We start from the raw sequence: 22,931 nt of genomic DNA, 5'->3' as shown, positions 1-22,931 counted from the left end.
GGGCCTCCGGGAACGTCGGAGGCGCCCAGGCGGACGACGCCTAACAGGTCCGGCAGCCGCTCCCCGGTGGTACTCCACCTTCGCCAGTCGCGGCGGCCACAGCCTAGCGCCGCCGGGGCCGGTCCCGGTGCCCCGAGCGACCAAGGGGCCGGGCAGGAATACAGTCGGAGCATGGTGACGAACAGCACTCCGGACATCAAGCCCCGCAGCCGTACGGTGACCGACGGGCTCGAGGCAACCGCTTCGCGGGGCATGCTCCGCGCCGTCGGGATGGGCGACGACGACTGGGCCAAGCCGCAGATCGGCGTCGCGTCGAGCTGGAACGAGATCACCCCGTGCAACCTGTCGCTCGACCGGCTCGCGAAGGCGGTCAAGGACGGCGTGCACGCGGCGAGCGGCTACCCGCTGGAGTTCGGCACGATCAGTGTCTCCGACGGCATCTCGATGGGCCACGTCGGCATGCACTACTCGCTGGTCAGCCGGGAGATCATCGCCGACTCGGTGGAGACCGTGATGGAGGCCGAGCGGCTCGACGGCTCGGTGCTGCTGGCCGGCTGCGACAAGTCCCTGCCCGGCATGCTGATGGCCGCCGCGCGCCTCGACCTGGCCAGCGTCTTCCTGTACGCCGGGTCGATCATGCCCGGCCGGCTCGGCGACAAGGACGTCACGGTGATCGACGCCTTCGAGGCGGTCGGCGCCTGCGTGCGCGGCCTGATCACCCGCGAGCAGGTCGACGCCGTCGAGCGCGCGATCTGCCCCGGCGAGGGCGCCTGCGGCGGCATGTACACCGCGAACACGATGGCCGCCTCGGCGGAGGCGCTCGGCATGTCCCTGCCGGGTTCCGCGGCGCCGCCCGCTGTCGACCGGCGCCGCGACGGCTACGCCCGCCGGTCCGGCGAGGCCGTCGTCGGCCTGCTGCGCAACGGCATCACCGCCCGGCAAATCCTCACCAAGGAAGCCTTCGAGAACGCGATCGCCGTCGTGATGGCGCTCGGCGGCTCCACCAACGCGGTCCTGCACCTGCTGGCGATCGCCCGGGAGGCCGAGGTCGACCTGAGCCTGGCCGACTTCAACCGGATCGGCGACAAGGTGCCGCACCTGGGCGACCTCAAGCCGTTCGGGCAGTACGTGATGACCGACGTCGACCGGGTCGGCGGCATCCCGGTGGTGATGCGCGCGCTGCTGGACGCCGGCCTGCTGCACGGCGACTGCCTGACCGTGACCGGCAAGACGATGGCCGAGAACCTCGCCGACATCGCGCCGCCGGACGTCGACGGCGTGATCATCCGGGCGCTGGACCGGCCGATCCACGGCACCGGCGGCATCACCATCCTGCACGGCTCGCTGGCGCCGGAGGGCGCGGTGGTGAAGAGCGCCGGCTTCGACTCCGACGTGTTCGAGGGCACCGCGCGGGTCTTCGACGGCGAGCGCGGCGCGATGGACGCGATCGAGGACGGCACCATGCAGGCCGGCGACGTGGTGGTGATCCGCTACGAGGGCCCGAAGGGCGGTCCGGGCATGCGCGAGATGCTCGCGGTGACCGGCGCGATCAAGGGCGCCGGCCTCGGCAAGGACGTCCTGCTGCTCACCGACGGCCGCTTCTCCGGCGGTACGACGGGCCTGTGCGTCGGCCACGTCGCGCCGGAAGCCGTCGACGGCGGGCCGATCGCCTTCGTGCGCGACGGCGACCGGATCACGCTGGACGTGAAGAACCGGACCCTGGAGCTGCACGTCGACGCCGACGAGCTGGAGCGCCGCCGCCAGGGCTGGACGCCGAAGGAGCCGGCCATCACCCGCGGAGTGCTCGGCAAGTACACCCGGCTGGTGCGGTCGGCCTCGGAAGGCGCCGTTTGCATCTGAGACAGCGCCGTCTGCATCTAAGACAGTGATCTCATCACCTGAGACAGATGGTCCTGAAACTTGACCGGCCGTCGCCGGTCGGGGACTGTTACCTGCATGCGATCGATTCTCCTCGTACTTGTGCGGCGCGCCGACTGACGCGACCACCGAGTCGAGCGCGCCCCTTCAGCCAACCCGGCAGGAGGGGCGTTTTTGTTGCCAGGGCGACGATCTGAGACCCGGACGTTCCCGGACGACAAGCACGAGCGAGCATGGATCGGTCGCTGAGAAGCCAACATCGTGACTGGACAAGGGAAGGCACTCATGAGTGAGCAGCTGACCGGGGCACAGGCTCTGATCCGCGCACTGGAACACGCCGGGGTGGACACCGTCTTCGGCATTCCGGGCGGCGCGATCCTCCCGGCGTACGACCCCATGCTCGACTCGACCCAGATCCGCCACATCCTGGTACGTCACGAGCAGGGCGCCGGCCACGCGGCCCAGGGCTACGCCTCGGCCACCGGCAAGGTCGGTGTCTGCATGGCGACCTCGGGCCCGGGCGCGACCAACCTGGTCACCCCGATCGCCGACGCCTACATGGACTCGGTGCCGATGGTCGCGATCACCGGTCAGGTGGCCAGCGCCGCGATCGGCACCGACGCCTTCCAGGAGGCCGACATCCGCGGCATCACGATGCCGATCACCAAGCACAACTTCCTGGTCAACGACCCGAACGAGATCGCCAGCACGATCGCCGAGGCCTTCCACATCGCCAGCACCGGCCGTCCCGGTCCGGTCCTGGTGGACGTGACCAAGGACGCGATGCAGGCCAAGGTGGACTTCCAGTGGCCGACCGAGCTCTCGCTGCCGGGCTACCGGCCGGTGACCCGCCCGCACCCCAAGCAGGTGCGCGAGGCGGCCCGGCTGATCGCGGCGGCCGACAAGCCGGTGCTGTACGTCGGCGGCGGCGTGATCCGGGCCCGGGCCGAGGCCGAGCTGAAGGAGCTCGCCGAGCTGCTCGGGATCCCGGTCGTCACCACGCTGATGGCCCGCGGCGCGCTGCCCGACACCCACGAGCTGCACTTCGGCATGCCGGGCATGCACGGCTCGGTCTCCGCGGTCGGCGCCCTGCAGCGCTCCGACCTGCTGATCACGCTGGGCGCCCGCTTCGACGACCGGGTGACCGGCAAGCTCGACTCGTTCGCGCCGGACGCGAAGGTGATCCACGCCGACATCGACCCGGCCGAGATCGGCAAGAACCGGACCGCCGACGTGCCGATCGTCGGGGACTGCAAGGAGGTCATCGCCGACCTGGTTACCGCGCTGCGGACAGAGATCTCCGGCACCGGCAAGACCCCGGACTACAGCGCCTGGCGCGGTCTGCTGGAGTCGGTCCGGGCGAAGTACCCGGTCGGGTACGACGAGCCGGAGGACGGCAGCCTGTCGCCGCAGTACGTGATCCAGCGGATCGGCCAGATCGCCGGGCCGGACGCGATCTACACCAGCGGCGTCGGCCAGCACCAGATGTGGGCCGCGCACTACCTGCCCTTCGAGAAGCCGCTGCACTGGCTGAACTCCGGCGGCCTCGGCACGATGGGGTACTCCGTGCCGGCGGCGATGGGCGCCAAGGTGGCCCGGCCGGACAAGACGGTCTGGGCGATCGACGGCGACGGCTGCTTTCAGATGACCAACCAGGAGCTGGTCACCTGCGCGCTGGAGGGCATCCCGATCAAGGTCGCGGTGATCAACAACCAGTCGCTCGGCATGGTCCGGCAGTGGCAGACGCTGTTCTACGACAAGCGCTACTCCAACACCGACCTGCACTCGGCCCGGATCCCGGACTTCGCGAAGCTGGCCGAGGCGATGGGCGGTGTCGGCCTGCGCTGCTCCGACCGCGCGTCGGTCGACGCGACCATCGAGAAGGCGATGGCGGTCACCGACGCGCCGGTGGTGGTCGACTTCGTCGTGCACCGCGACGCGATGGTCTGGCCGATGGTTGCCGCCGGCACCAGTAACGACGACATCCGGATCGCCCGCGACATGGCGCCCGACTGGGACTCCGAGGAGCTGTAAATGTCGAAACACACCCTGAGCATCCTGGTGGAGAACAAGCACGGTGTGCTGGCCCGGGTGGCCGCGCTGATCTCCCGCCGGGGATTCAACATCGACTCGCTCGCGGTCGGCCCGACCGAGCACCCGGAGATCTCCCGGATGACGATCGCGGTCAGCGTCGACGAGCAGCCGCTGGAGCAGATCACCAAGCAGCTCAACAAGCTGGTGAACGTGATCAAGATCGTCGAGCTGGAGCCGACCCAGACCGTGCAGCGCGAGCTGCTCCTGGTCAAGGTGAAGGCCGACACCCTGACCCGCGGACAGGTGCTGGAAACCGTCCAGCTGTTCCGTGCGAAGGTGGTCGACGTGGCCCCGGACGCGATCACCATCGAGGCGACCGGCAATCCCGAGAAGCTCGAGGCCATGCTGCGGGTGCTGGAACCGTTCGGCGTCCGCGAGCTGGTGCAGTCCGGCATGGTCGCGATCGGCCGGGGCGGCCGGTCCATCTCGGACCGCACGCTGCGCCCGGTCCCGGTGCCGCCGCCGCACGTGGCGTCCGGCGCGCCGGCCCTGCAGGCCCGCCCGGCCGGCCAGACCGCGACGGCACAGACCCCGGCGCAGACTCCGACCGCGTCGGCCCCGACCGGCTCAGCGAGTGGTCAGTCCACCCCGGGCGGGCAGCCGTCCGGCTCCCCGTCCCACCCGGTGCCGGCGCCGCCGCCGGGTCGCCCCGCCGCGCCGGCCCGGCACGGCTGAGCGCCGCGAACCACCCCGGCCGGCCCGCGTACGCCGTACCGGCGCCGGCCCTCATCCAGAAACCAAGGAGACGAGCTCCAAGTGGCAGCTGAAATGTTCTACGACGACAACGCCGACCTGTCGGTGATCCAGGGCCGCAACGTGGCCGTGCTCGGCTACGGCAGCCAGGGCCACGCGCATGCGCTCTCCCTGCGCGACTCCGGCGTGGACGTCCGCGTCGGTCTGCCCGAGGGCTCCAAGAGCCGGGCCAAGGCCGAGGCGCAGGGCCTGCGCGTGCTGACCCCGTACGAGGCGTGCGAGGAGGCCGACGTGATCGTCGTGCTGGCGCCGGACCCGGCCCAGCGGGCGCTCTACACCGAAGCCATCGAGCCGAACCTGGTCGATGGTGACGCGCTCGTCTTCGGGCACGGCTTCAACATCCGGTTCGGCTACATCAAGCCGCCGGCCGGCGTCGACGTCTTCATGGTCGCGCCGAAGGGCCCGGGTCACCTGGTCCGTCGCGAGTACTCCGAGGGCCGTGGTGTCCCGGTGCTGGTCGCGGTCGAGCAGGACGCCTCGGGCAAGGCCTGGGACCTCGCGCTGGCCTACGCCAAGGGCATCGGCGGCCTGCGCGCCGGCGGCATCAAGACCACCTTCACCGAGGAGACCGAGACCGACCTGTTCGGTGAGCAGGCGGTGCTCTGCGGTGGTGTCTCCGCGCTGGTCCAGGCCGGCTTCGAGACACTGACCGAGGCCGGCTACCAGCCGGAGGTCGCGTACTTCGAGTGCCTGCACGAGCTCAAGCTGATCGTCGACCTGATGTACGAGGGCGGCATCGCCAAGCAGCGCTGGTCGGTCTCCGACACCGCCGAGTACGGCGACTACGTGTCCGGCCCGCGGATCATCGACGCGTCGGTGAAGGCGCGGATGCAGGACGTGCTGAACGACATCAAGGACGGCACCTTCGCGGCCCGCTTCATCGCCGACCAGGACGCCGGCGCGCCGGAGTTCGCGGAGTTCCGCAAGCAGAGCGAGTCGCACCCGATCGAGGCGGTCGGCAAGGACCTGCGCGCGCTGATGGCGTGGGTCAAGTCGCACGACGAGGACTACGTCGAGGGCACCGCCGCGCGCTGACCCGAGGCCGCAGCGGGTTTGCGTACGCCGTACTGACGCCTGAGCGACGCCCGGACCGCCCCCGCGGTGGCCCGGGCGTCGCTCTGTCGTCTGACAGAATCGGTGCCGACCGGCAAGGGGAGGCAGGCGATGGCTGAGCAGGGCAGTGACGGGCTGCCTGGCCCGCGCCGCGAGCTGCCTCGACCGCCTCGCCGGGTCCCGAGCTGGGCGGCTGAGCACGACGGCGGACCGTCGCGGGCCACCGGTCCGCAGACCGCGATCCAGCCGCGCCCCCGGATGCCCGTCGCCCGGCGCGACGGAGCCGCGCCGGGCGGCCCGCCGAAGCTGCGGATCCGGTTCCTGGTTCCGCTGATCGTCTTCGTGCTGGTTCTCGGCGCCGGTGCCGGCTGGCTCGTGCGCGCCCAGAGTCTCAGCCTCGACGCGGGCGAGGTGCTGGACACCGTGGGCCCGTCCCTGGTCCAGGTGCTGGCGACGACCTGCGACGGCACCGGCCAGGCGACCGGCGTGCTGCTGCCGGACGGCATCGTGCTCACCGCCGCCTCGGCGATCCGCAAGCCCGTCTCGGTCGGTCTGCTCACCCGGGACGGCAAGGTCCGGCGCGCCGACGTGCTCGGCGTGAACCCGAACGGGATCGCCGTGCTGAGGATGGCCGGCCGTCGGGACAAACCGACCGCCACGCTCGCTCCCGAGCTGCCCGACCCGTCCGCCGACCGGGCCCTGGTCAGCTACCAACTGTCCGGCGAGCAGGCCGTCGCCCAGGCCGGTACGGCGGACGAGCCGCGCAAGCTGACCGAGATCGTCGACGGCGGCGCGCTCGGTGCTCCGCTGCTCGACAACCGCGGCCGGGTGATCGGTCTGGTCACCGGCGACACCGTTGCCACCGGCAAGGTGATCGGCCTGGAGGAGTTGCGCGGCTTCGCCGGTCCGGACCCCGCGCTCGTCCCGGAGCCGATCGGCACCTGCCAGGCCCGCGGGCCGCAGAGCCCGGTCGAGCCCGACCTGGCCGTCGCGAACACCCCGCTGGCCGGCGAGGTCCAGCGGACCCTCGCGGAGTACCTGGACACGCTGAACCAGCACGACTTCGCCGCGATGCAGGCCACCTACTCGGACCGGGTGGAGCGGCTCAACACCCCCGGCGGCGACGCGAAGAAGCACGGGACGTCGTACGCGTTCGGCGCGGTGATCACCGCGGTGACCGCCACCGGCGGCGGCAGCGACGCGGACGCCCGGATGACGTTCACCGTGCTCTTCTCGCCGACCAGCGCGGGCGCGAACGGCAAGACCTGCGGCCAGCTGGAGATCCTTTACCACCTCGTTCGTGAGCAGCAGCGGCTGCGGATCGACGGCGCGAAGACGCTCGCCAACCGCCCGGGCTGTGACACCGACTGAGACGTCCACCGGGCGACTGGTAGCATCGGTGCCAGCGGGCACAGCGCGGTGCTCTGACCTTCGAGCCCCCTACCGCTTCCGCAGGAGTTGTCTGTCATGCCTGACGCAGCAGCCACCGCCACCCGACCCGTCGTCCTGATCGCCGAAGAGCTGTCGCCCGCCACCGTCGAGGCGCTCGGGCCGGACTTCGAGATCCGGCACGCGAACGGCGCCGACCGCGCCGAGCTGATTCCCGCCATCGCCGACGTCGACGCCATCCTGATCCGCAGCGCCACCAAGGTGGACGCCGAGGCGCTGGCCGCGGCGAAGAGGCTGAAGGTCGTCGCCCGGGCCGGGGTCGGCCTGGACAACGTCGACGTGAAGGCCGCCACCCAGGCCGGCGTGATGGTCGTCAACGCGCCGACCTCCAACATCGTCAGCGCCGCCGAGCTCGCGGTCGCGCTGCTGCTCGCCGCCGCCCGCCGGGTCCCGGCCGCCGACCAGTCGCTGAAGAACGGCGAGTGGAAGCGCAGCAAGTACTCCGGTGTCGAGCTGTTCGAGAAGACCGTCGGCATCGTCGGCCTGGGCAAGATCGGCGTCCTGGTCGCCCAGCGGCTGGCCGCCTTCGGCATGAACGTGATCGCCTACGACCCGTACGTGCAGGCCGGCCGCGCCGCGCAGATGGGGGTCCGGCTGGCCTCCCTCGACGAGCTGCTGGCCGCCAGCGACTTCATCTCCGTGCACCTGCCGAAGACGCCGGAGACGATCGGCCTGATCGGCGACGAGCAGCTGCACAAGGTCAAGCCCGAGGTCATCATCGTCAACGCGGCCCGTGGCGGCATCGTGGACGAGCAGGCGCTGTACACCGCGCTCAAGGAGGGACGCGTGGCGGCCGCCGGGCTGGACGTGTTCGCCAAGGAGCCGTGCACCGACTCCCCGCTGTTCGAGTTCGAGAACGTCGTCGCCACCCCGCACCTGGGCGCGTCCACCGACGAGGCCCAGGAGAAGGCCGGCATCGCGGTGGCCAAGTCCGTGCGGCTGGCGCTCAGCGGCGAACTGGTGCCCGACGCGGTGAACGTCCAGGGCGGCGTGATCGCCGAGGACGTCCGGCCCGGTATCGCGCTGACCGAGAAGCTCGGCCGGATCTTCACCGCGCTGGCCGGTGGCGTCGCGCAGCAGCTCGACGTCGAGGTCCGCGGCGAGATCACGCAGTACGACGTGAAGGTGCTCGAGCTGGCCGCGCTGAAGGGCGTGTTCGCCGACGTCGTCGAGGACAACGTCTCGTACGTGAACGCTCCGCTGCTGGCGGCCGAGCGCGGCCTCGAAGTACGGCTGCTCACCGACCACGACAGCCCCGAGCACCGCAACCTGATCACCCTGCGCGGCACCCTGGCCGACGGCGAGCAGGTGTCGGTCTCCGGCACGCTGGTCGGCGTCAAGCAGTCCGAGCGGCTGGTCGAGATCGACGGGTTCGACCTGGAGGTCGAGCTGGCCGAGCACCTGGCGTTCCTCAGCTACGAGGACCGGCCGGGCATCGTCGGCCAGGTGGGCCGGATTCTGGGTGAGTCCGACATCAACATCGCCGGCATGCAGGTCAGCCGGGACCGCAAGGGCGGCAAGGCGCTGGTCGCGCTGAGCGTCGACTCCAGCATCACCCCGGCCCTGCTGGACGACATCGCCACCGCCGTCCAGGCCGACACCGCCCGCACGGTCGACCTGGAGGCCTGACTCCTCACCAGCGTCCGAAGAGAACGGCGCCACGGCGTCACCGTTTCGGACGCCGGGCTGGATCCCCGAGCGGCAGAGAAGGCACGAATCCCGGGGCTTGGCTACCGCTCCGGGCGACTTCCACGATCGAAGTTCGTCCAGCAGGCGCCGGCGAGGTCGGAGGCATCCCGCAGCGACGCCGACACCCGCCGGGGGAGCGATTGACCCCCGGCGGAAGTCACACTGGAAGGACAGGACCGGCCGGCCGCCCGCAGGCGCATGGCGGCCGGCCAGGGCCCGAGCCCCTCCCACCCGGGAGCCGCGGCTCGGGCCCACCTGTTTGTTCGCCCCGGGGACATCCTGTTGTGCGCCCGGGGGACCTCCCACCCCGAAGCGACATCCGCCCCAGCCGCTGCCCCGCCGCGTCTCGTGGGTTGACCCTTGAGGTGCATGGTTGGCCCACGAGAATCTGGTGGGCCAACCATGCACCTGATGGGTTAACCCATCAGAGCCGCACAGACGAGCCTGGGCAGGGGCAGGGGCAGGGGCAGGGGCAGGGGCAGGGGCAGGCAGGGGCGGTGGGGGTGGAGTGGGGTGGGGGTAGGGTCAGCGGCGGGTGGCGAGCAGGACGGCGGCGTCGGGGGCGACCATCACCTCGACAGTGGTGAAGCGCTGGTCCTGCAGCCACTCCTGGCGCAGCGTGTCGACGCGGCCCTCGTACATCGGCGGCCAGACGGCCGACGGGGTGAAGTCGTCGAGCACCACGAAACCGCCCGGCTCGACCACCTCGGCGATCACGTCGCGGGCGGACAGCTTCGCCTCGCGCGCGTCGACGAACAGCAGGGCGAACGGGCCGCGCTCGATCAGCGCGGTCCAGTCCGCCTCGACAACCTCGATCCGCTCGTCCTCGGCGAACATCTCGGCGACCGCCTTGGCCAGCTCCGGATCGCTCTCGGCGGTGACGATCCGGGTCCCTTCGGCGGCACCGCTGCGCAGCCAGGCCGAGCCGACGCCGCAGCCGGTCCCGAGCTCGCCGAGAATGCCGTGCCGGGACGCGGCGAGGGTGGCGAGCAGCCGGCCCGTCTCGTTGCGGGTCGAGCTGACGAAGCCGCGCCGGCCGGACAGGCTGAGGGCCGCTGAGACCAGCGGCGGCAGTTCTGGAGGAGCACTCACCGGTTGAGAGTTGCACAGCTTCGGTCCGGCGTCGTCACCGGAATCTCACATCGCGGGACAGAGTGCCCGCATAGTGGTGATTTAGTCGGACGCCAGAGTAAATTCTGCAGCACCCTGCCGCCCGCAGACCCTTCCGGGAGGAGCAGCATGTACGACATGTATCCAGCCGACTGGCCGGCCGTGGACGGGCGTGAGCGCAAGGCGCCCCGGCGCCGGCGGCCGAAGTACGACGCCGTCAGGGCCGAGACCCGGGCGGTGCAGGAAGCCATCAACCGCCGCGACAACGGGGGAGAACCCAAGAAGTGAGCACCCAGAAGACCTTCACGCTGGCCGTCGTCGGGGGCGACGGGATCGGCCCCGAGGTGACCACCGAAGCGCTCAAGGTGCTCGACGCGGTCAGCGCGGTGCACGGTGTGACCTTCGAGCGGACCGAGTACGACCTGGGGGCGCGGCGCTGGCACGCGACCGGCGAGACGCTGCCGGACGCCGAGCTCGAGGAGATCCGCAAGCACGACGCGATCCTGCTCGGCGCGGTCGGCGACCCGACGGTGCCGTCCGGGGTGCTCGAGCGTGGCCTGCTGCTCAAGCTGCGGTTCGCCCTCGACCACTACGTGAACCTGCGCCCCTCGAAGATCTACCCCTCGGTCGGCTCGCCGCTGGCGAACCCCGGTGAGGTGGACTTCGTCGTCGTCCGCGAGGGCACCGAGGGCCCGTACGTCGGCAACGGCGGCGCGCTGCGGGTCGGCACCCCGGCCGAGATCGCCACCGAGGTGTCGGTCAACACGGCGTACGGCGTGCAGCGGGTGGTGCGCGACGCGTTCGCGCGGGCCCAGGCGCGGCCGCGCAAGAAGCTCACGCTGGTGCACAAGAACAACGTGCTGGTGCACGCCGGCCACCTGTGGAAGCGGACCGTCGACGCGGTCGCGACCGAGTTCCCCGACATCGCGGTCGACTACCTGCACGTGGACGCCGCGACGATCTTCCTGGTCACCGACCCGGCCCGCTTCGACGTGATCGTCACCGACAACCTGTTCGGCGACATCATCACCGACCTGGCGGCCGCGATCAGCGGCGGCATCGGCTTGGCCGCGAGCGGCAACATCAACCCGGACCGGACCGCGCCGAGCATGTTCGAGCCGGTGCACGGGTCGGCGCCGGACATCGCCGGTCAGCAGAAGGCGGACCCGACCGCTGCGATCCTGTCCACGGCGCTGCTGTGCGACCACCTCGGGCTGACCGAGGCCGCCGCGGCGATCGAGGCCGCGGTCACCGCGGACATCGAGGAGCGCTCCGGCGCCGCCCGCAGCACCGCGGAGATCGGTGACGCGATCGCCAAGCGCGCGGCCGGGTGACGAGATGCTTCTGCTCGGGTCCTGGACAGCCCCGGCCGGCGGCCGTCCGGACGCTCGCCTGACCACTGCGACCAGAGGTACGGTGCGGAGATGAGCGCCGATCTGCAGTTCACCGTTGAGCCCAACACCCAATCGGCCAGCGACGACCAGCGCGCCGCGATCCTGGCGAACCCGGGATTCGGGCAGCACTTCACCGACCACATGGCGATCGCCACCTGGACGGCGGAGCTCGGCTGGCACGACGCGAGGATCACCGCCTTCGGACCGCTGGAGCTGTCTCCGGCGACCGCGGTGTTCCACTACGCCCAGACGATCTTCGAGGGGATGAAGGCCTACCGGCATCCCGACGACTCGATCCACACCTTCCGGCCGGACGCCAACGCGGCCCGGTTCAACCGGTCCGCCCGGCGGCTCGCGCTGCCGGAGCTGCCCGAGGCCGCGTTCCTCGACTCGGTGCGCAAGCTGGTCGAGATCGACCGCGACTGGGTGCCCGGCGGGGGCGAGACCTCGCTGTACCTGCGGCCGTTCATGTTCGGCTCGGACCCGTTCCTCGGCGTCCGGCCGTCGGCCCAGGTGACGTACTGCGCGATCGCCTCGCCGGCCGGCTCCTACTTCACCGGCGGCGTCAAGCCGGTCCGGATCTGGCTCAGCCAGGAGTACACCCGGGCGGCGCCCGGCGGGACCGGCGCGGCCAAGACCGGCGGCAACTACGCTTCGTCGCTGCTGGCCCAGGCGGAGGCGATCGAGCAGGGCTGCGACCAGGTCGCATTCCTGGACGCGATCGAGAAGAAGTGGGTCGAAGAGCTCGGCGGCATGAACCTGTACTTCGTGCTCGACGACGGCTCGGTGATCACCCCGGAGCTGTCCGGCACGATTCTCGAGGGCGTGACCCGGGACTCGATCCTCAAGCTGGTCACCGATCTCGGCCACACCGTCACCGAGCGGAAGATCTCGATCGACGAGTGGCGCGAGGGTGCCACGTCCGGCCGGATCCGCGAGGTGTTCGCCTGCGGCACGGCTGCGGTGATCACCCCGGTCGCCTCGCTGAAGTGGGACGGCGGTGAGGTGCAGGTGGCCGACGGCAACGGTGGCCCGGTCACCGCGGCGGTCCGCAGCGCGCTGCTCGACCTGCAGTACGGCCGGTCCCAGGACACTCACGGCTGGACGACCCGGATCTGCTGATCCCCGCTCCGACCCGGCCGCGCCCGCAGAACCCACCGGTTCTCCGGGCGCGGCCTGTTTCACAGCAATCCTTCAGGTGGCCTGGATAGGGTCCGGGCATGAGCGGCTTTCCGGACGAGGTCGAGGCGTACTACTGCGAGCTCGCGCGGTCGCGCGGGTGGAGTCCCGACACCGAGCAGATGTTCCGTGCCACCGTCGAGCTGATCCGCGACCTGGACCGCGGCACCGCCGCCCGCACGTACGGTGCCCGCGCGGACGACGACGGCACCGACTGGCTGTACGAGGCGGTCTGGCACGAGCGCGAGTGGGTCGTCGTCCGGCAGCTCCAGGTCACCGAGGACGGGACCATCACCCGGTACTGGTGGCAGCGGCTGGAGGACGAGCACGGCGGGCTGACCGACCAGGCGCTGGACCGCGACGCGTGGGACCTGCGACCGCTGGAGCGGGACGACTTCTACGCCGCCTGGGACACCCCGGAGTGGTCGCTCACCGCCTGACAGCTGGACTCCCGCGGACGCCGCAGTACTGGTCGGCGTACTGGATGTTCGCTTTTCGAGACATTTCGCCACCGGGTGAACCGGCTGTGGCAGACTGCCGATGTCATGAAGAACTTCCGGGGCATTATTGGCTAGGCGCGCTCAGCTTGCACCACCTGAGCGCGCAGACCTCTCGCACCTTGCGGGAGGTTTTTTGTTTGCCTGCAGCCCCCCTCCACCGGAAGGTGACCCCGTGAGCGGATCCGACGAGTTCCACGTCTACGACACCACGCTGCGCGACGGCGCGCAGCAGGAGGGGCTGGCGCTGTCCGTGGCCGACAAGATCGCCATCGCGCAGCACCTGGACGACCTGGGCGTCGGATTCATCGAGGGCGGCTGGCCGGGCGCCGTTCCCAAGGACACCGAGTTCTTCGCCCGGGCGCGGACCGAGCTGCAGTTGCGGCACGCAACCTTCGCCGCCTTCGGTGCCACCTGCAAGCCGGGCGCGACCGCTGCCGACGACCCACAGGTCGCGGCGCTGCGGGAGTCCGGCGCTGCGGTCGTCACGTTGGTTGCCAAGAGCCACGACGCGCACGTGGAGCGGGCGCTGCGGACCAGCCTGGAGGAGAACCTGCGGATGGTGGCCGACACCGTCCGGCACCTGCGCGAGCACGGGCAGCGGGTGTTCCTCGACACCGAGCACTTCTTCGACGGCTACCGGGCCAACAAGGCGTACGCGCTGGAGGTGGTCCGGGTCGCGGCCGAGGCCGGCGCCGACGTGGTCGCGCTCTGCGACACCAACGGCGGCACGCTGCCGCGCGAGCTGCAGGACGTCGTACGCGAGGTGCTGGAGACCACCGGCGCGCGGCTCGGCATCCACGCCCACAACGACGGCGGCTGCGCGGTCGCCAACTCGATCGCCGCGGTCGAGGCCGGCGCCACCCACGTCCAGGGCACCGTCAACGGGTACGGCGAACGGACCGGCAACGCCGACCTGCTCGCCGTGGTCGCCAACCTGGAGCTCAAGCGCGGGATGCAGCTGCTGCCGGCCGGCCGGCTGGCCGAGTCCTTCCGGATCGCGCACGCGATCGCCGAAGTGACGAACGTGCCGCCCTCGGCCCGGCAGCCGTACGTCGGCGTCTCCGCGTTCGCCCACAAGGCGGGCCTGCACGCCAGTGCGATCAAGGTCGATCCCGACCTGTACCAGCACACCGATCCGGCCCTGGTCGGCAACGACATGCGGATGCTGGTCTCGGAGATGGCCGGTCGCGCCAGCGTCGAGCTGAAGGGCCGCGAGCTCGGCTTCGATCTCGGCAACGACAAGGACCTGGTCGGCCGGGTGACCGAGCGGGTCAAGGAGATGGAGGCCCGCGGCTACACCTTCGAGGCCGCCGACGCGTCGTTCGAGCTGCTGCTGACCGAGGAGGTCACCGGCGAGCGGGCGAGCTTCTTCGACGTCGAGTCGTGGCGGGTGATCACCGAGTCGCGCGCCGACGGCGAGGCGGTGTCGGAGGCGACCGTGAAGCTGGTCGCCGGGGGTGAGCGGGAGATCGTCACCGGCGAGGGCAACGGGCCGGTCAACGCGCTCGACCACGCGCTGCGGGCCGCGATCGAGCGCGCCTACCCCGTGGTGGCGACGTTCGACCTGGTCGACTACAAGGTCCGCATCCTCGACCAGGGGCACGGCACCGACGCGGTGATCAGAGTCCTGATCCAGACCGCCGACGGCGAGGGGTCCTGGGTCACGGTCGGCGTCGGCCACAACATCGTCGAGGCGTCCTGGGAGGCGCTCGTCGACGGCGTGGTCTTCGGCCTGCTCCGGCACAAGGAGGTGGCCCGATGACGCTCGTCGCCCCCACCCCCACCCCTACCGCCCAGCCCGCCGACGCTCCGGTTGCCGTCGATCCGCTGCTGGAGCGGACCATGACGGTGTTCACCGCCCGCGTGGTGGAGACCCGCGGCCTGCTGGCCCGGATCGCCGTCCAGCTCAACCCGTACGACGTCCGCGAGCTCGAGCTCTCCCTCGAGGACTGCGTCCTGCGGGTGGTCGTCGAGGGCGACGGCTTCGACGCCGGGCGGGTGGCCGCCCGCCTCGACAAGATCGTCGGCGTGCTCGAGGTCAGCTACCGCTGAGCAGGTCCAGGGCCAGGGCGGCCGTCCAGCTGAACGTGCGGGCGCCCCGGGGCTCGCCGGTGTACGGATCGACGTACTCCGCGAAGTCGGTGCCGGCCGCGAGCGCGAGCAGGTCGTTGCGCAGGGCATCGGCCTCGGCGGTCCGGCCGTGCTCGCGCAGGCCGCGGTGGATCAACCAGGCGGTGTTGAACCAGCTCGGTCCGCGCCAGTACCGGCCGGCCTCGAACGCCGGGCCGGTCAGGTCGTAGCTGGGCACCATCCGTACGCCGCCCAGCCGGAACCGCGGACCGGCGGCCGTCTCCAGCAGCTCGCCCGCCTGCAAAAGCCCCGGCACCAGCAACGGCACCAACCCGGCCACAGACCCGGCCGGCACGAGTCCAGCTGAGGTTGCGGCAACTTCGCCGGCTTGCGGCGGAGGTAGACGCAGATCGCGGGCGTGGAACAGGCCCTCGGTGAAGAGCGTGGCCAGCGCCGACGTCAGCTGCTCGGCCGCAACCAGGTGGCGATCCGGGTCCAGACCGAGCGCTTGCGCGATCGCCGCGAGCGCGTGTTCCGACGCGATCAGCAGCGCGTTGAAGCACGGGTCCTCGAGCGCGAAGCCGAACGGGGTCCGGGCGTCGTCGTAGCCGTGGTCGCGGTAGGTGGCGGCCAGCTGGACGTAGCGGCCGTAGTCGAGGTCCGTCGGCCGGTCGTCCGTGCTCGCGTGGTCGGTGTCACGCCGGGTGAACGAGTCCAGCGGGGCCGGGGTGATCCGGGCCAGCGCGTCGTCCCAGGCAGGGCTGTTGTCCATGCCCGACTCCCACGGGTGCACGATCGCGACCAGGCCGCGGCCGCCGAGATCGCGGCAGGTGCGCAGGTACCGGTGCCAGGCGACGAGCTTGGGGTAGCACCGGGCCAGGAAGCCGCGCCGCGCCGACTCCCGGGCGTCCGCCTGGTGGGTGAGCCAGACGGCGAGCGCGTGCACCGGCGGCTGGACGATGCCCGAGGTCTCGACGCTGCCGTGGGTCTTGGCCTGCCAGAAGTCCGGACCGGGGAAGTACGCGTCCCGGGCGACGGCGGGGGAGAAGCTGATGTGCGGGATCCGGCCGTCCGGCCACTGGGAGCCGAACAGTGACTCGAGCTCCACCTGGGCGCGGCGCGGGGAGAGGTGGCGCAGCCCGATCGCGATGAACGCCGAGTCCCAGCTCCACTGATGGGGATAGAGCGAGTGTGACGGCACCGTCGAGTGGCCGGTCCAGTTGCCCAGCAGAACCCGCTCGGCCGCCTGCCGCAAGGACGGGGCTTCCGGCGTACCGGGGGCTGTCACACGTACCGCCGGACGACCGACGGGATCGAGCGCACGGCTTCCACCGGGTCGCCGGTGAGACGGCACTCGACGGCCAGGTAGCGGTCGTAGCCGATGGCATCGAGTGCGCCGAAAAAGGCGGCCCAGTCGAGGTGGCCGGCGCCGGGCTGGAAGCGGTTGGAGTCGCTCAGCTGGACATGCCCGATGTACGGCGCGGCCGCGACGACGGCCGCCGACGGGTCCGCCTCCTCGATGTTCATGTGGTAGCTGTCGATGCCGATCCGGACCGAGTCCAGCCCGACCTCCTGAATCAGCTCGGCCGCCTGCTCGAGGCGGTTGACCATGTGGTCCTCGTAACGGTTCAGCGGCTCGAGGAACAGCTCGACGCCTTCCGCGGCGGCGTGCTCGCCGAGCGTGCGCAGGCCGTCGAGCAGCACCTCGCGGTCACCGGCCTCGTCCCGCGGCGGCTCGAACGGCGGCAGCCGGCGGGAGAACATCCCGTACGACGCGGGCGTCTGCGCGCCGAGCCCGCCGAGCTCCGCGATCACCGACAGCTGGGACTTCAGCTGGGTGATCGCGTCGGCCCGCAGGTCGGCGTCGAACGCACCGAAGAAGTGCAGCATGTCGACGCACACGGTCGGCATCACGACGCCGTCGGCCTGGGCCCGGCGCAGTTCGGGCAACCGGTCGCGGAACGACAGGTCGCCCTTGCCGCGCAGCTCGATCCCGTCGTATCCGGCGGCGACGGCGAACTCCCATTTCTCTTGCAGGGTGGCTCCGGGCAACAGTTGTTCCTGGCAAGCGGTTTTCATCAGAACTCCAGCAGAACTTGAAGGGCGTCGGCGGGACGGGTGTCGAGCAGGGTGTAGGCGTCGGCGGCGTCTTCGACGGCAACGCGGTGGCTGATCAGCGGTTCGGGGTCGACGGCGCCGCTGCCGACCAGGCCGAGGAACGTGCGCTGCAGCCGGTCGACCGACCACCGGCCGGCCAGCTCGGGCGGTACGCCGCCGATCTGCGAGCTGATCAGCTCGATCCGGTTGTGGTGGAACTCCTCACCGAGCCGCAGCCCGTTGCCGTCCCCCTGGTAGAAGCCGGAGGCAACGACCCGCCCGCCGACGCCGACCGACCGGATCGCTTCGTGCAGGGCGGGGTAGACGCCGGAGAGCTCGATCGCTGTGTCCGCACCGCCGCCCGCGGCGCCGAACGAGCGAATCTGTTCGGCTGCGGTTCCGGGAGCGAACGAGGCGAGGGCTCCGAACTTCTGGGACTCCGCGCGGCGCGACTCGATGCCGTCGACGGTGAGGACCTGGGCGCCGCTGAGAGTGGCGAGGCGGGTGGCGAGCAGACCGATGACGCCCTGGCCGAAGATCGCCACCAGGTCGCCCAGATTGAGCCGAGCGGCCAGGATCGCGTTGTAGGCGATCGCGCCGACGCGGGTGAAGGCGGCGGCGGCGAGCGAGACGCCGGACGGGAGTTGGTGTCCGGCCAGCTTCTCGGCCGGCAGGACCGCCTCGCTGCGGTGACCCCAGATGCCCCAGACCTGGTCGCCGACAGCGAGATCGGTGACGTCGGACGCGACCTCGGTGATCTCGCCGGACTCCGAGTAGCCCCAGCCCACCACCGGGAAGGCGACCCCGGCCTCGCTGTCGCGGAAGATCCGCGCGTCCGGGTCCCAGGTCCTGGTCAGGTACGGGTTCGTGCCCCGGTACGCCGTCAGTTCGGTGCCGGCCGAGATCCCGGAGTACGCGGTGCGGACGCGGACGTGCCCGGGCGGCAGCGGCGGCGGAGCGAAGTCCACCACCTCGGCGCGGCGGGGAGCGGAGAACTGCACGACGCGGGCCACGGAACCTCCTGGAACGAGACTTAGGTCTTGTCAAAATACAATAGTCCTGATGTTATGCGTGAAGTCAGCTCCCCCGAGGAGGATGCATGTCACGCTTCGCCAGGGCGCTCTCGACCGCGAGTGCGCTCTTGCTGGCCGCCGGGCTACTCACAGCCTGCGGCAACGATTCCAGTGCCGCCGACGACCGCAGCATCACCGTCTGGTCGCTCGAGAACGTGTCCGGGCGGCTGGAGACCACCCGGAAGATTCTCGAGCGGTTCACCGCCGAGACCGGCATCCAGGTGAAGCTCGTCGGCGTCGACGAGCCGCAGCTGAGCCAGCTGGTGATGTCCGCGGCCGCGGCCGGCAGGCTGCCCGACGTGATCGGCGCGGTCCCGTTGGCCGCGATCCAGCAGCTGTCCAGCAACGGCCTGCTCAACCCGGACGCCGCGAACCAGGTGGTCGCCGACCTCGGGGAGACCACCTTCGACCCGCGGGCGCTGGAACTCACCCGCGAGGGCGACCGGCAGCTCGCCGTACCGTCGGACAGCTGGACCCAGCTGCTCTACTACCGCAAGGACCTGTTCGCAGCGGCCGGGCTGCCCGCGCCGACGACGTACGCCGACATCGAGAAGGCCGCGCAGACGCTGGACCAGGGCGAGGTGGAGGGCATCTCGGTCGCCACCGACCCGGCCGACCCGTTCACCCAGCAGAGCTTCGAGCACCTCGCGCTGGCGAACAACTGCCAGCTCGTCGACGGCGGCGGCAAGGTCACCCTCGACAGTCCCGGCTGCCGGGAGGCGTTCCGGTTCTACGGCGACCTCGCGACGAGGTACTCCGCCGCCGGAACCCAGACCGTCGACTCCACCCGGGCGTCGTACTTCGCCGGCAAGTCGGCGATGGTGGTCTGGTCTTCGTTCCTGCTGGACGAGCTCGCCGGGCTGCGCGAGGACGCGTTGCCGAGCTGCGAGCCGTGCGCGAAGGACAAAGGGTGGTTGGCCCGCAACACCGGCGTGGTGACGGCGGTGCAGGGGCCGGACAGCCAGGAGCCCGCCCAGTTCGGCGAGCTGAACGGCTGGGCGGTGACCAAGACGGCGAAGGCCGACGCGTCCCGTGAGCTCGTCCGATACATGCTCGACCAGGGGTACGAGCAGTGGTTCGGGATGGCGGCCGAAGGCAAGTTCCCCGTCCGGCACGGCACCGCCGCGGACCCGACCAGGTTCGACAAGGTCTGGAACCAGGCCGACATCGGCGTCGATGCCCGCAAGCCGCTCGCTGCGATCTACCCGCCGCCGGTGATCGCCGAGCTGCGCGAGGGGGTCGGCAAGATGCAGCGCTGGGGCATCACCGAGGGCCAGGGCGCGCTGGTGGGCGCCACGCTCGGCGAACTTCCGGTGCCGAAGGCAATCAGTGCGCTGGCCAGTGGTCAGCTGGACGCCGGTCAGGCCGCCGAGCAGGCGACCGACGACGTCGCCGCGATCCAGGACTCGCTCGGGTGAGGCTGAGATGACAACCGTGACCGAAAGACCCGCCGCCACCGACCCGGCGCCGCCGCGCCGCCCGACCCGGAACCTGCGCCGCCGCGAGGAGAACCGCACCGGCGTCGCGCTGGTCTCGCCGACGCTGCTGATCGTGCTGTTCGTCGTGGTGCTGCCGATCCTGTGGACGGTGATGCTGGCCTTCCAGAACGTCCGCCTGGTCGACATCCAGAGCCAGGGCCTGTGGGGCAACTGGACGCTGCAGAACCTGGAGCGGGTCTTCGGCTCGCCCGGCTTCTGGTCGTCGCTGTGGACCACGCTGGTCTACACGATCGGATCGACGCTCGGTTCGATCGTGGTCGGGCTGGTCGCCGCGCTCGCGCTGCGCAAACCGTTCCGCGGCCGGGCCCTGATCCGGGGCGCGATGCTGCTGCCGTACGTCGCGCCGGTGGTCGCCGTCGCGTTCGTCTGGCAGGTGCTGCTGAGCCCGGACCTCGGCGTGGTGAACCACTGGGGCACCGAGTGGCTCGGCTGGGACCGGCCGATCGCCTTCCTCACCCAGCGCTCGTACGAGGTGCTCGGGGTCCCGGTGCCGATGGCGTTGTTCACCGTGATCGCGTTCGAGACCTGGCGGTACTTCCCGTTCGCCTTCCTGTTCCTGATCGCCCGGATGCAGGCGGTCCCGGCGGTGCTGGAGGAGGCGGCCGTGGTCGACGGCACGACGCCGTGGCAGCGGTTCCGGTTCATCCTGCTGCCGCAGCTGCTGCCGGTGGTCGCGCTGCTGTGCGTGCTGCGCTTCATCTTCACGTTCAACAAGTTCGACGACGTCTACCTGCTCACCGGTGGTGGCGCGGGCACCGACGTGGTGGCGGTCCGGGTCTACCGGTTCCTGACCGCGCGGTTCGACGTCGGACTTGCCTCGGCGCAGGCGGTCGTGCTGGCCGTCGTCCTGATCGTCCTGCTGGGCCTGTACTTCAAGTTCTTCGGCCGCAAGGTGCAGGAGGAGCAGTCGTGACTGTGCATATGCCACGCCTCCGGCGCGGCGGGTCATGGGGCTCGAACTCCTGGCCTTCCCTCGTCGCTCCAGTCGCTGCGCTCCTTGCACTCCTCAGTCCAGGCCAGGAGGCCCCATGACCAGGGTCATGTTCCAGATCAGGTTCTTCGGGATCATGCGGTGGGTGGTGATCGCCGTGCTGGTGGTCGCCACGGTCTTCCCCTTCTACTACATGCTGCTGCTGTCGGTGAAGCCGATCGACGAGCTGCTGCTCGACCCGGGACGGATCTGGGTGTCGGTCAGCGAGTTCAGCGTCGACTCCTACCGCTCGGTGCTGACCTCGGTGGAGAACGGCGGCCAGGGCTTCCCGCGGATGCTGCGCAACTCCGCGGTGGTGTCGATCGGGGCGATGCTGCTCACGCTGCTGGTGGCGATTCCGGGCGCGTACGCCGTCAGCCGGCTGCGGTTCACCGGGTCGCGCAAGGTCGGGGCGCTGTTCCTGGGCGTCTACCTGTTCCCGGCGACGCTGCTCGCCGTGCCGCTGTTCGTGATGTTCGCCAAGGTCGGCCTGCAGGGCAGCCTGGTCGGGCTGATCATCGTCTACATCGCGCAGACCGTGCCGGTGGCGATCTACATGCTGCGCAGCTACTTCAGCACCGTGCCGGTCAGCATCGAGGAGGCCGCGGCGCTGGACGGCTGCTCGCGGTTCGACATCCTGCGCCGGATCGTGCTGCCGCTGGCGGCGCCCTCGGTGATGGCGACCGCCCTGTACGTTTTCATGATCGCGTGGAACGAGTTCCTGTTCGCGCTGCTGTTCCTGGCGGCCGAGCCGGACCACTGGACGGTCTCGCTGGGGTTGCAGCAGCTGGCGAACGGGGTGGAGGTGCCGAAGACCGTGCTGATGGCCGGGTCGGTGGTGCTGACGCTGCCGGTGGTACTGATGTTCTACGGCGCCGAACGGATGCTGACGGAAGGGCTGACGAGTGGGGCAGACAAGAGCTGACGGCGCGACGTCGGCGGGTCAGCTGCTGCACCTCGTCCGCACCGGCCAAGCCGGGACCCGGGGCGAGCTGCAGCGGCTGACCGGCCTGTCCCGCTCGACTCTTGGCCTGCGCCTGGAGGGGCTGCTGCGCAACGGCTGGCTGGTCGAGGCCGGATCCACCGCCTCGACGGGTGGCCGGCCGCCGACCGTGCTGCAGTTCGACCAGCAGCACGCCGTGGTGCTGGCCGCCGATCTCGACACCCGGCATGCACGGGCTGCTCTGCTCGACCTCGGCGGCAATCTGCTCGCCGAGCACTCGGGAGAGCTGGTGGTCGCCGACGGACCGGCTGTCGTTCTGGACACGCTGGCCTCGTGGTTCGAGGCGTTGCTGGCCGGCCAAGGGCGGTCGGTGGACGACCTGGCGGGCATCGGGTTGTCCGTGCCGGGGCCGGTGGAGTTCGACACCGGTCTGGTGATCCGGCCGCCGATCATGCCGGGCTGGGACGAGTACCCGATCCGCGACCACCTGCGCCGCCGGTACGACGTACCGGTGCTGGTGGACAACGACGCGAACGCGATGGCCCTCGGGGAGCAGACGGCCGGGTATCCGGACTGTCCGGCCTTCGTCCTGGTCAAGGTGTCGACCGGAATCGGCGCCGGGGTGGTGATCAACGGTGCGGTGTTCCGCGGGATCGACGGGGGCGCCGGGGACATCGGGCACATCCGGGTCCGGGACGCGGGTGACGCCAAGTGCCAGTGCGGGTCGCTCGGTTGCCTGGCCGCGGTGGCCAGCGGTGGTGCCGTCGCCGCGGCCTTGACCGATCTGGGCGTCACCGCCCGGTCAGGCGCTGATGTGCACGCTCTGCTCGCGACGGGGCAGCCCGACGCGTTGCGGCTGGCGCGGGACGCCGGTCGCCGGGTCGGCGAGGTGCTGGCGACCGTGGTCAGCCTGATCAACCCGGGGGTGCTGATGATCGCCGGAGACCTGGCGCACACGGACTTCGTGGCCGGCGTGCACGAGGTGCTCTACCAGGCCACGTTGCCGCGAGCGACCCGTCACCTGGACGTGGTGACGGGCCGGCTCGCGGATCGCGCCGCGCTGCAAGGCGTCGGCCGGCTGGTGGTCGACGAGGTCTACTCCCCGGCCGCCGTGGACGAACGCCTGGCCGGCTGACCTCGCCAGTTCGTCCTCGCGCGTGCCGTACGCCGTACCGGCGAG

Annotated in this window: 20 protein-coding genes and 1 riboswitch; of the genes, 16 read left to right on the top strand and 4 right to left on the bottom strand. The window is 70.9% G+C overall.

The window, feature by feature from the left end; all coding sequences use genetic code 11:
- Window positions 1-16: 16 nt before the first annotated feature.
- A riboswitch (ZMP/ZTP riboswitch) is annotated at window positions 17-101 on the bottom strand.
- 70 nt (window positions 102-171) lie between these two features.
- The 6 genes from ilvD (at window position 172) to serA (ending at window position 8,856) form a co-directional block, all read left to right on the top strand.
- Complete coding sequence (gene ilvD / locus KFLA_RS24235; protein WP_012922459.1) at window positions 172-1,860, top strand: dihydroxy-acid dehydratase; 1,689 nt, start codon at window positions 172-174, stop codon at window positions 1,858-1,860.
- 279 nt (window positions 1,861-2,139) lie between these two features.
- Window positions 2,140-3,912 (top strand): acetolactate synthase large subunit, encoded by a 1,773-nt coding sequence (locus tag KFLA_RS24230; protein WP_272941265.1) that lies wholly within the window; start codon window positions 2,140-2,142, stop codon window positions 3,910-3,912.
- A complete protein-coding gene (gene ilvN / locus KFLA_RS24225; RefSeq protein WP_012922457.1) occupies window positions 3,913-4,647 on the top strand; it encodes an acetolactate synthase small subunit in 735 nt (244 codons plus the stop codon).
- 93 nt (window positions 4,648-4,740) lie between these two features.
- Complete coding sequence (gene ilvC, locus KFLA_RS24220) at window positions 4,741-5,760, top strand: ketol-acid reductoisomerase (RefSeq protein WP_012922456.1); 1,020 nt, start codon at window positions 4,741-4,743, stop codon at window positions 5,758-5,760.
- A 129-nt stretch (window positions 5,761-5,889) separates the two neighbouring features.
- Window positions 5,890-7,149: a S1 family peptidase gene (locus KFLA_RS24215; RefSeq protein ID WP_012922455.1), complete on the top strand. Its 1,260-nt coding sequence runs from the start codon at window positions 5,890-5,892 to the stop codon at window positions 7,147-7,149.
- A gap of 96 nt (window positions 7,150-7,245) precedes the next feature.
- Window positions 7,246-8,856, top strand: a complete 1,611-nt coding sequence (gene serA / locus KFLA_RS24210; protein WP_012922454.1) for a phosphoglycerate dehydrogenase — start codon at window positions 7,246-7,248, stop codon at window positions 8,854-8,856.
- A gap of 585 nt (window positions 8,857-9,441) precedes the next feature.
- On the opposite strand, the gene KFLA_RS24205 is transcribed toward serA, so the two are convergent.
- Window positions 9,442-10,008, bottom strand: coding sequence for an O-methyltransferase (locus tag KFLA_RS24205; protein WP_012922453.1), 567 nt, complete (start codon window positions 10,006-10,008; stop codon window positions 9,442-9,444).
- 156 nt (window positions 10,009-10,164) lie between these two features.
- On the opposite strand from KFLA_RS24205, the gene KFLA_RS38100 reads away from it, so the two are divergent.
- The 6 genes from KFLA_RS38100 to KFLA_RS24180 all read left to right on the top strand — a co-directional run bounded on the left by KFLA_RS38100 (window position 10,165) and on the right by KFLA_RS24180 (window position 15,151).
- Window positions 10,165-10,314, top strand: coding sequence for a hypothetical protein (locus KFLA_RS38100; RefSeq protein ID WP_162471216.1), 150 nt, complete (start codon window positions 10,165-10,167; stop codon window positions 10,312-10,314).
- Window positions 10,311-11,360 (top strand): 3-isopropylmalate dehydrogenase, encoded by a 1,050-nt coding sequence (locus tag KFLA_RS24200; RefSeq protein WP_012922451.1) that lies wholly within the window; start codon window positions 10,311-10,313, stop codon window positions 11,358-11,360. The genes KFLA_RS38100 and KFLA_RS24200 overlap by 4 nt, the downstream gene beginning before the upstream one ends.
- Window positions 11,361-11,450: 90 nt before the next feature.
- On the top strand, window positions 11,451-12,542 hold the full coding sequence (locus KFLA_RS24195; RefSeq protein ID WP_012922450.1) for a branched-chain amino acid aminotransferase: 1,092 nt from the start codon (window positions 11,451-11,453) through the stop codon (window positions 12,540-12,542).
- Window positions 12,543-12,640: 98 nt separating this feature from the next.
- On the top strand, window positions 12,641-13,039 hold the full coding sequence (locus KFLA_RS24190; protein WP_012922449.1) for a hypothetical protein: 399 nt from the start codon (window positions 12,641-12,643) through the stop codon (window positions 13,037-13,039).
- A gap of 232 nt (window positions 13,040-13,271) precedes the next feature.
- On the top strand, window positions 13,272-14,861 hold the full coding sequence (gene cimA, locus KFLA_RS24185) for a citramalate synthase (RefSeq protein WP_012922448.1): 1,590 nt from the start codon (window positions 13,272-13,274) through the stop codon (window positions 14,859-14,861).
- The gene (locus tag KFLA_RS24180) at window positions 14,858-15,151 is read left to right on the top strand and encodes a hypothetical protein (protein ID WP_012922447.1); all 294 of its coding nucleotides are present in this window, start codon (window positions 14,858-14,860) and stop codon (window positions 15,149-15,151) included. Before cimA ends, KFLA_RS24180 begins: the two co-directional genes overlap by 4 nt.
- Here the strand turns inward: KFLA_RS24180 and KFLA_RS24175 are convergent.
- The 3 genes from KFLA_RS24175 to KFLA_RS24165 are packed head-to-tail and all read right to left on the bottom strand — an operon-like array spanning window position 15,138 to window position 18,279.
- Window positions 15,138-16,457, bottom strand: coding sequence for an MGH1-like glycoside hydrolase domain-containing protein (locus tag KFLA_RS24175; RefSeq protein ID WP_012922446.1), 1,320 nt, complete (start codon window positions 16,455-16,457; stop codon window positions 15,138-15,140). The genes KFLA_RS24180 and KFLA_RS24175 overlap by 14 nt on opposite strands.
- Window positions 16,454-17,248: a sugar phosphate isomerase/epimerase family protein gene (locus tag KFLA_RS24170; protein ID WP_012922445.1), complete on the bottom strand. Its 795-nt coding sequence runs from the start codon at window positions 17,246-17,248 to the stop codon at window positions 16,454-16,456. The genes KFLA_RS24175 and KFLA_RS24170 overlap by 4 nt, the downstream gene beginning before the upstream one ends.
- Window positions 17,248-18,279 (bottom strand): zinc-binding dehydrogenase, encoded by a 1,032-nt coding sequence (locus tag KFLA_RS24165; protein ID WP_012922444.1) that lies wholly within the window; start codon window positions 18,277-18,279, stop codon window positions 17,248-17,250. Before KFLA_RS24165 ends, KFLA_RS24170 begins: the two co-directional genes overlap by 1 nt.
- Before the next feature lie 86 nt (window positions 18,280-18,365).
- Between KFLA_RS24165 and KFLA_RS24160 the strand changes: the two genes are divergently transcribed.
- The 4 genes from KFLA_RS24160 (at window position 18,366) to KFLA_RS24145 (ending at window position 22,886) form a co-directional block, all read left to right on the top strand.
- Entirely contained in the window at window positions 18,366-19,757 is a 1,392-nt protein-coding gene (locus KFLA_RS24160) for an ABC transporter substrate-binding protein (protein ID WP_012922443.1), read from the top strand.
- Between the two features lie 7 nt (window positions 19,758-19,764).
- On the top strand, window positions 19,765-20,751 hold the full coding sequence (locus KFLA_RS24155) for a carbohydrate ABC transporter permease (protein ID WP_012922442.1): 987 nt from the start codon (window positions 19,765-19,767) through the stop codon (window positions 20,749-20,751).
- A gap of 115 nt (window positions 20,752-20,866) precedes the next feature.
- On the top strand, window positions 20,867-21,733 hold the full coding sequence (locus KFLA_RS24150; protein ID WP_012922441.1) for a carbohydrate ABC transporter permease: 867 nt from the start codon (window positions 20,867-20,869) through the stop codon (window positions 21,731-21,733).
- Window positions 21,714-22,886 carry an ROK family protein gene (locus KFLA_RS24145; protein WP_012922440.1) on the top strand — a complete coding sequence of 391 codons (1,173 nt, stop codon included), beginning with the start codon at window positions 21,714-21,716 and terminating at the stop codon, window positions 22,884-22,886. Before KFLA_RS24150 ends, KFLA_RS24145 begins: the two co-directional genes overlap by 20 nt.
- Window positions 22,887-22,931 lie beyond the last annotated feature (45 nt).

Source organism: Kribbella flavida DSM 17836 (assembly GCF_000024345.1).
Taxonomy (GTDB): Bacteria; Actinomycetota; Actinomycetes; order Propionibacteriales; family Kribbellaceae; genus Kribbella; species Kribbella flavida.
Note: the sequence above shows the minus strand (reverse complement) of the source record. Positions and strands in the feature narration are given on the sequence as shown.

What these genes read in the sequence shown, in the direction of transcription:
- ilvD (WP_012922459.1), top strand. Translation starts at nt 172, where the DNA reads ATGGTGACGAACAGCACTCCGGACATCAAGCCCCGCAGCCGTACGGTG.
- KFLA_RS24150 (WP_012922441.1), top strand. Translation starts at nt 20,867, where the DNA reads ATGACCAGGGTCATGTTCCAGATCAGGTTCTTCGGGATCATGCGGTGG.
- ilvC (WP_012922456.1), top strand. Translation starts at nt 4,741, where the DNA reads ATGTTCTACGACGACAACGCCGACCTGTCGGTGATCCAGGGCCGCAAC.
- KFLA_RS24195 (WP_012922450.1), top strand. Translation starts at nt 11,451, where the DNA reads ATGAGCGCCGATCTGCAGTTCACCGTTGAGCCCAACACCCAATCGGCC.
- KFLA_RS24215 (WP_012922455.1), top strand. Translation starts at nt 5,890, where the DNA reads ATGGCTGAGCAGGGCAGTGACGGGCTGCCTGGCCCGCGCCGCGAGCTG.
- KFLA_RS24180 (WP_012922447.1), top strand. Translation starts at nt 14,858, where the DNA reads ATGACGCTCGTCGCCCCCACCCCCACCCCTACCGCCCAGCCCGCCGAC.
- KFLA_RS38100 (WP_162471216.1), top strand. Translation starts at nt 10,165, where the DNA reads ATGTATCCAGCCGACTGGCCGGCCGTGGACGGGCGTGAGCGCAAGGCG.
- KFLA_RS24170 (WP_012922445.1), bottom strand. Translation starts at nt 17,248, where the DNA reads ATGAAAACCGCTTGCCAGGAACAACTGTTGCCCGGAGCCACCCTGCAA.
- ilvN (WP_012922457.1), top strand. Translation starts at nt 3,913, where the DNA reads ATGTCGAAACACACCCTGAGCATCCTGGTGGAGAACAAGCACGGTGTG.
- KFLA_RS24155 (WP_012922442.1), top strand. Translation starts at nt 19,765, where the DNA reads ATGACAACCGTGACCGAAAGACCCGCCGCCACCGACCCGGCGCCGCCG.
- KFLA_RS24160 (WP_012922443.1), top strand. Translation starts at nt 18,366, where the DNA reads ATGTCACGCTTCGCCAGGGCGCTCTCGACCGCGAGTGCGCTCTTGCTG.
- serA (WP_012922454.1), top strand. Translation starts at nt 7,246, where the DNA reads ATGCCTGACGCAGCAGCCACCGCCACCCGACCCGTCGTCCTGATCGCC.
- KFLA_RS24190 (WP_012922449.1), top strand. Translation starts at nt 12,641, where the DNA reads ATGAGCGGCTTTCCGGACGAGGTCGAGGCGTACTACTGCGAGCTCGCG.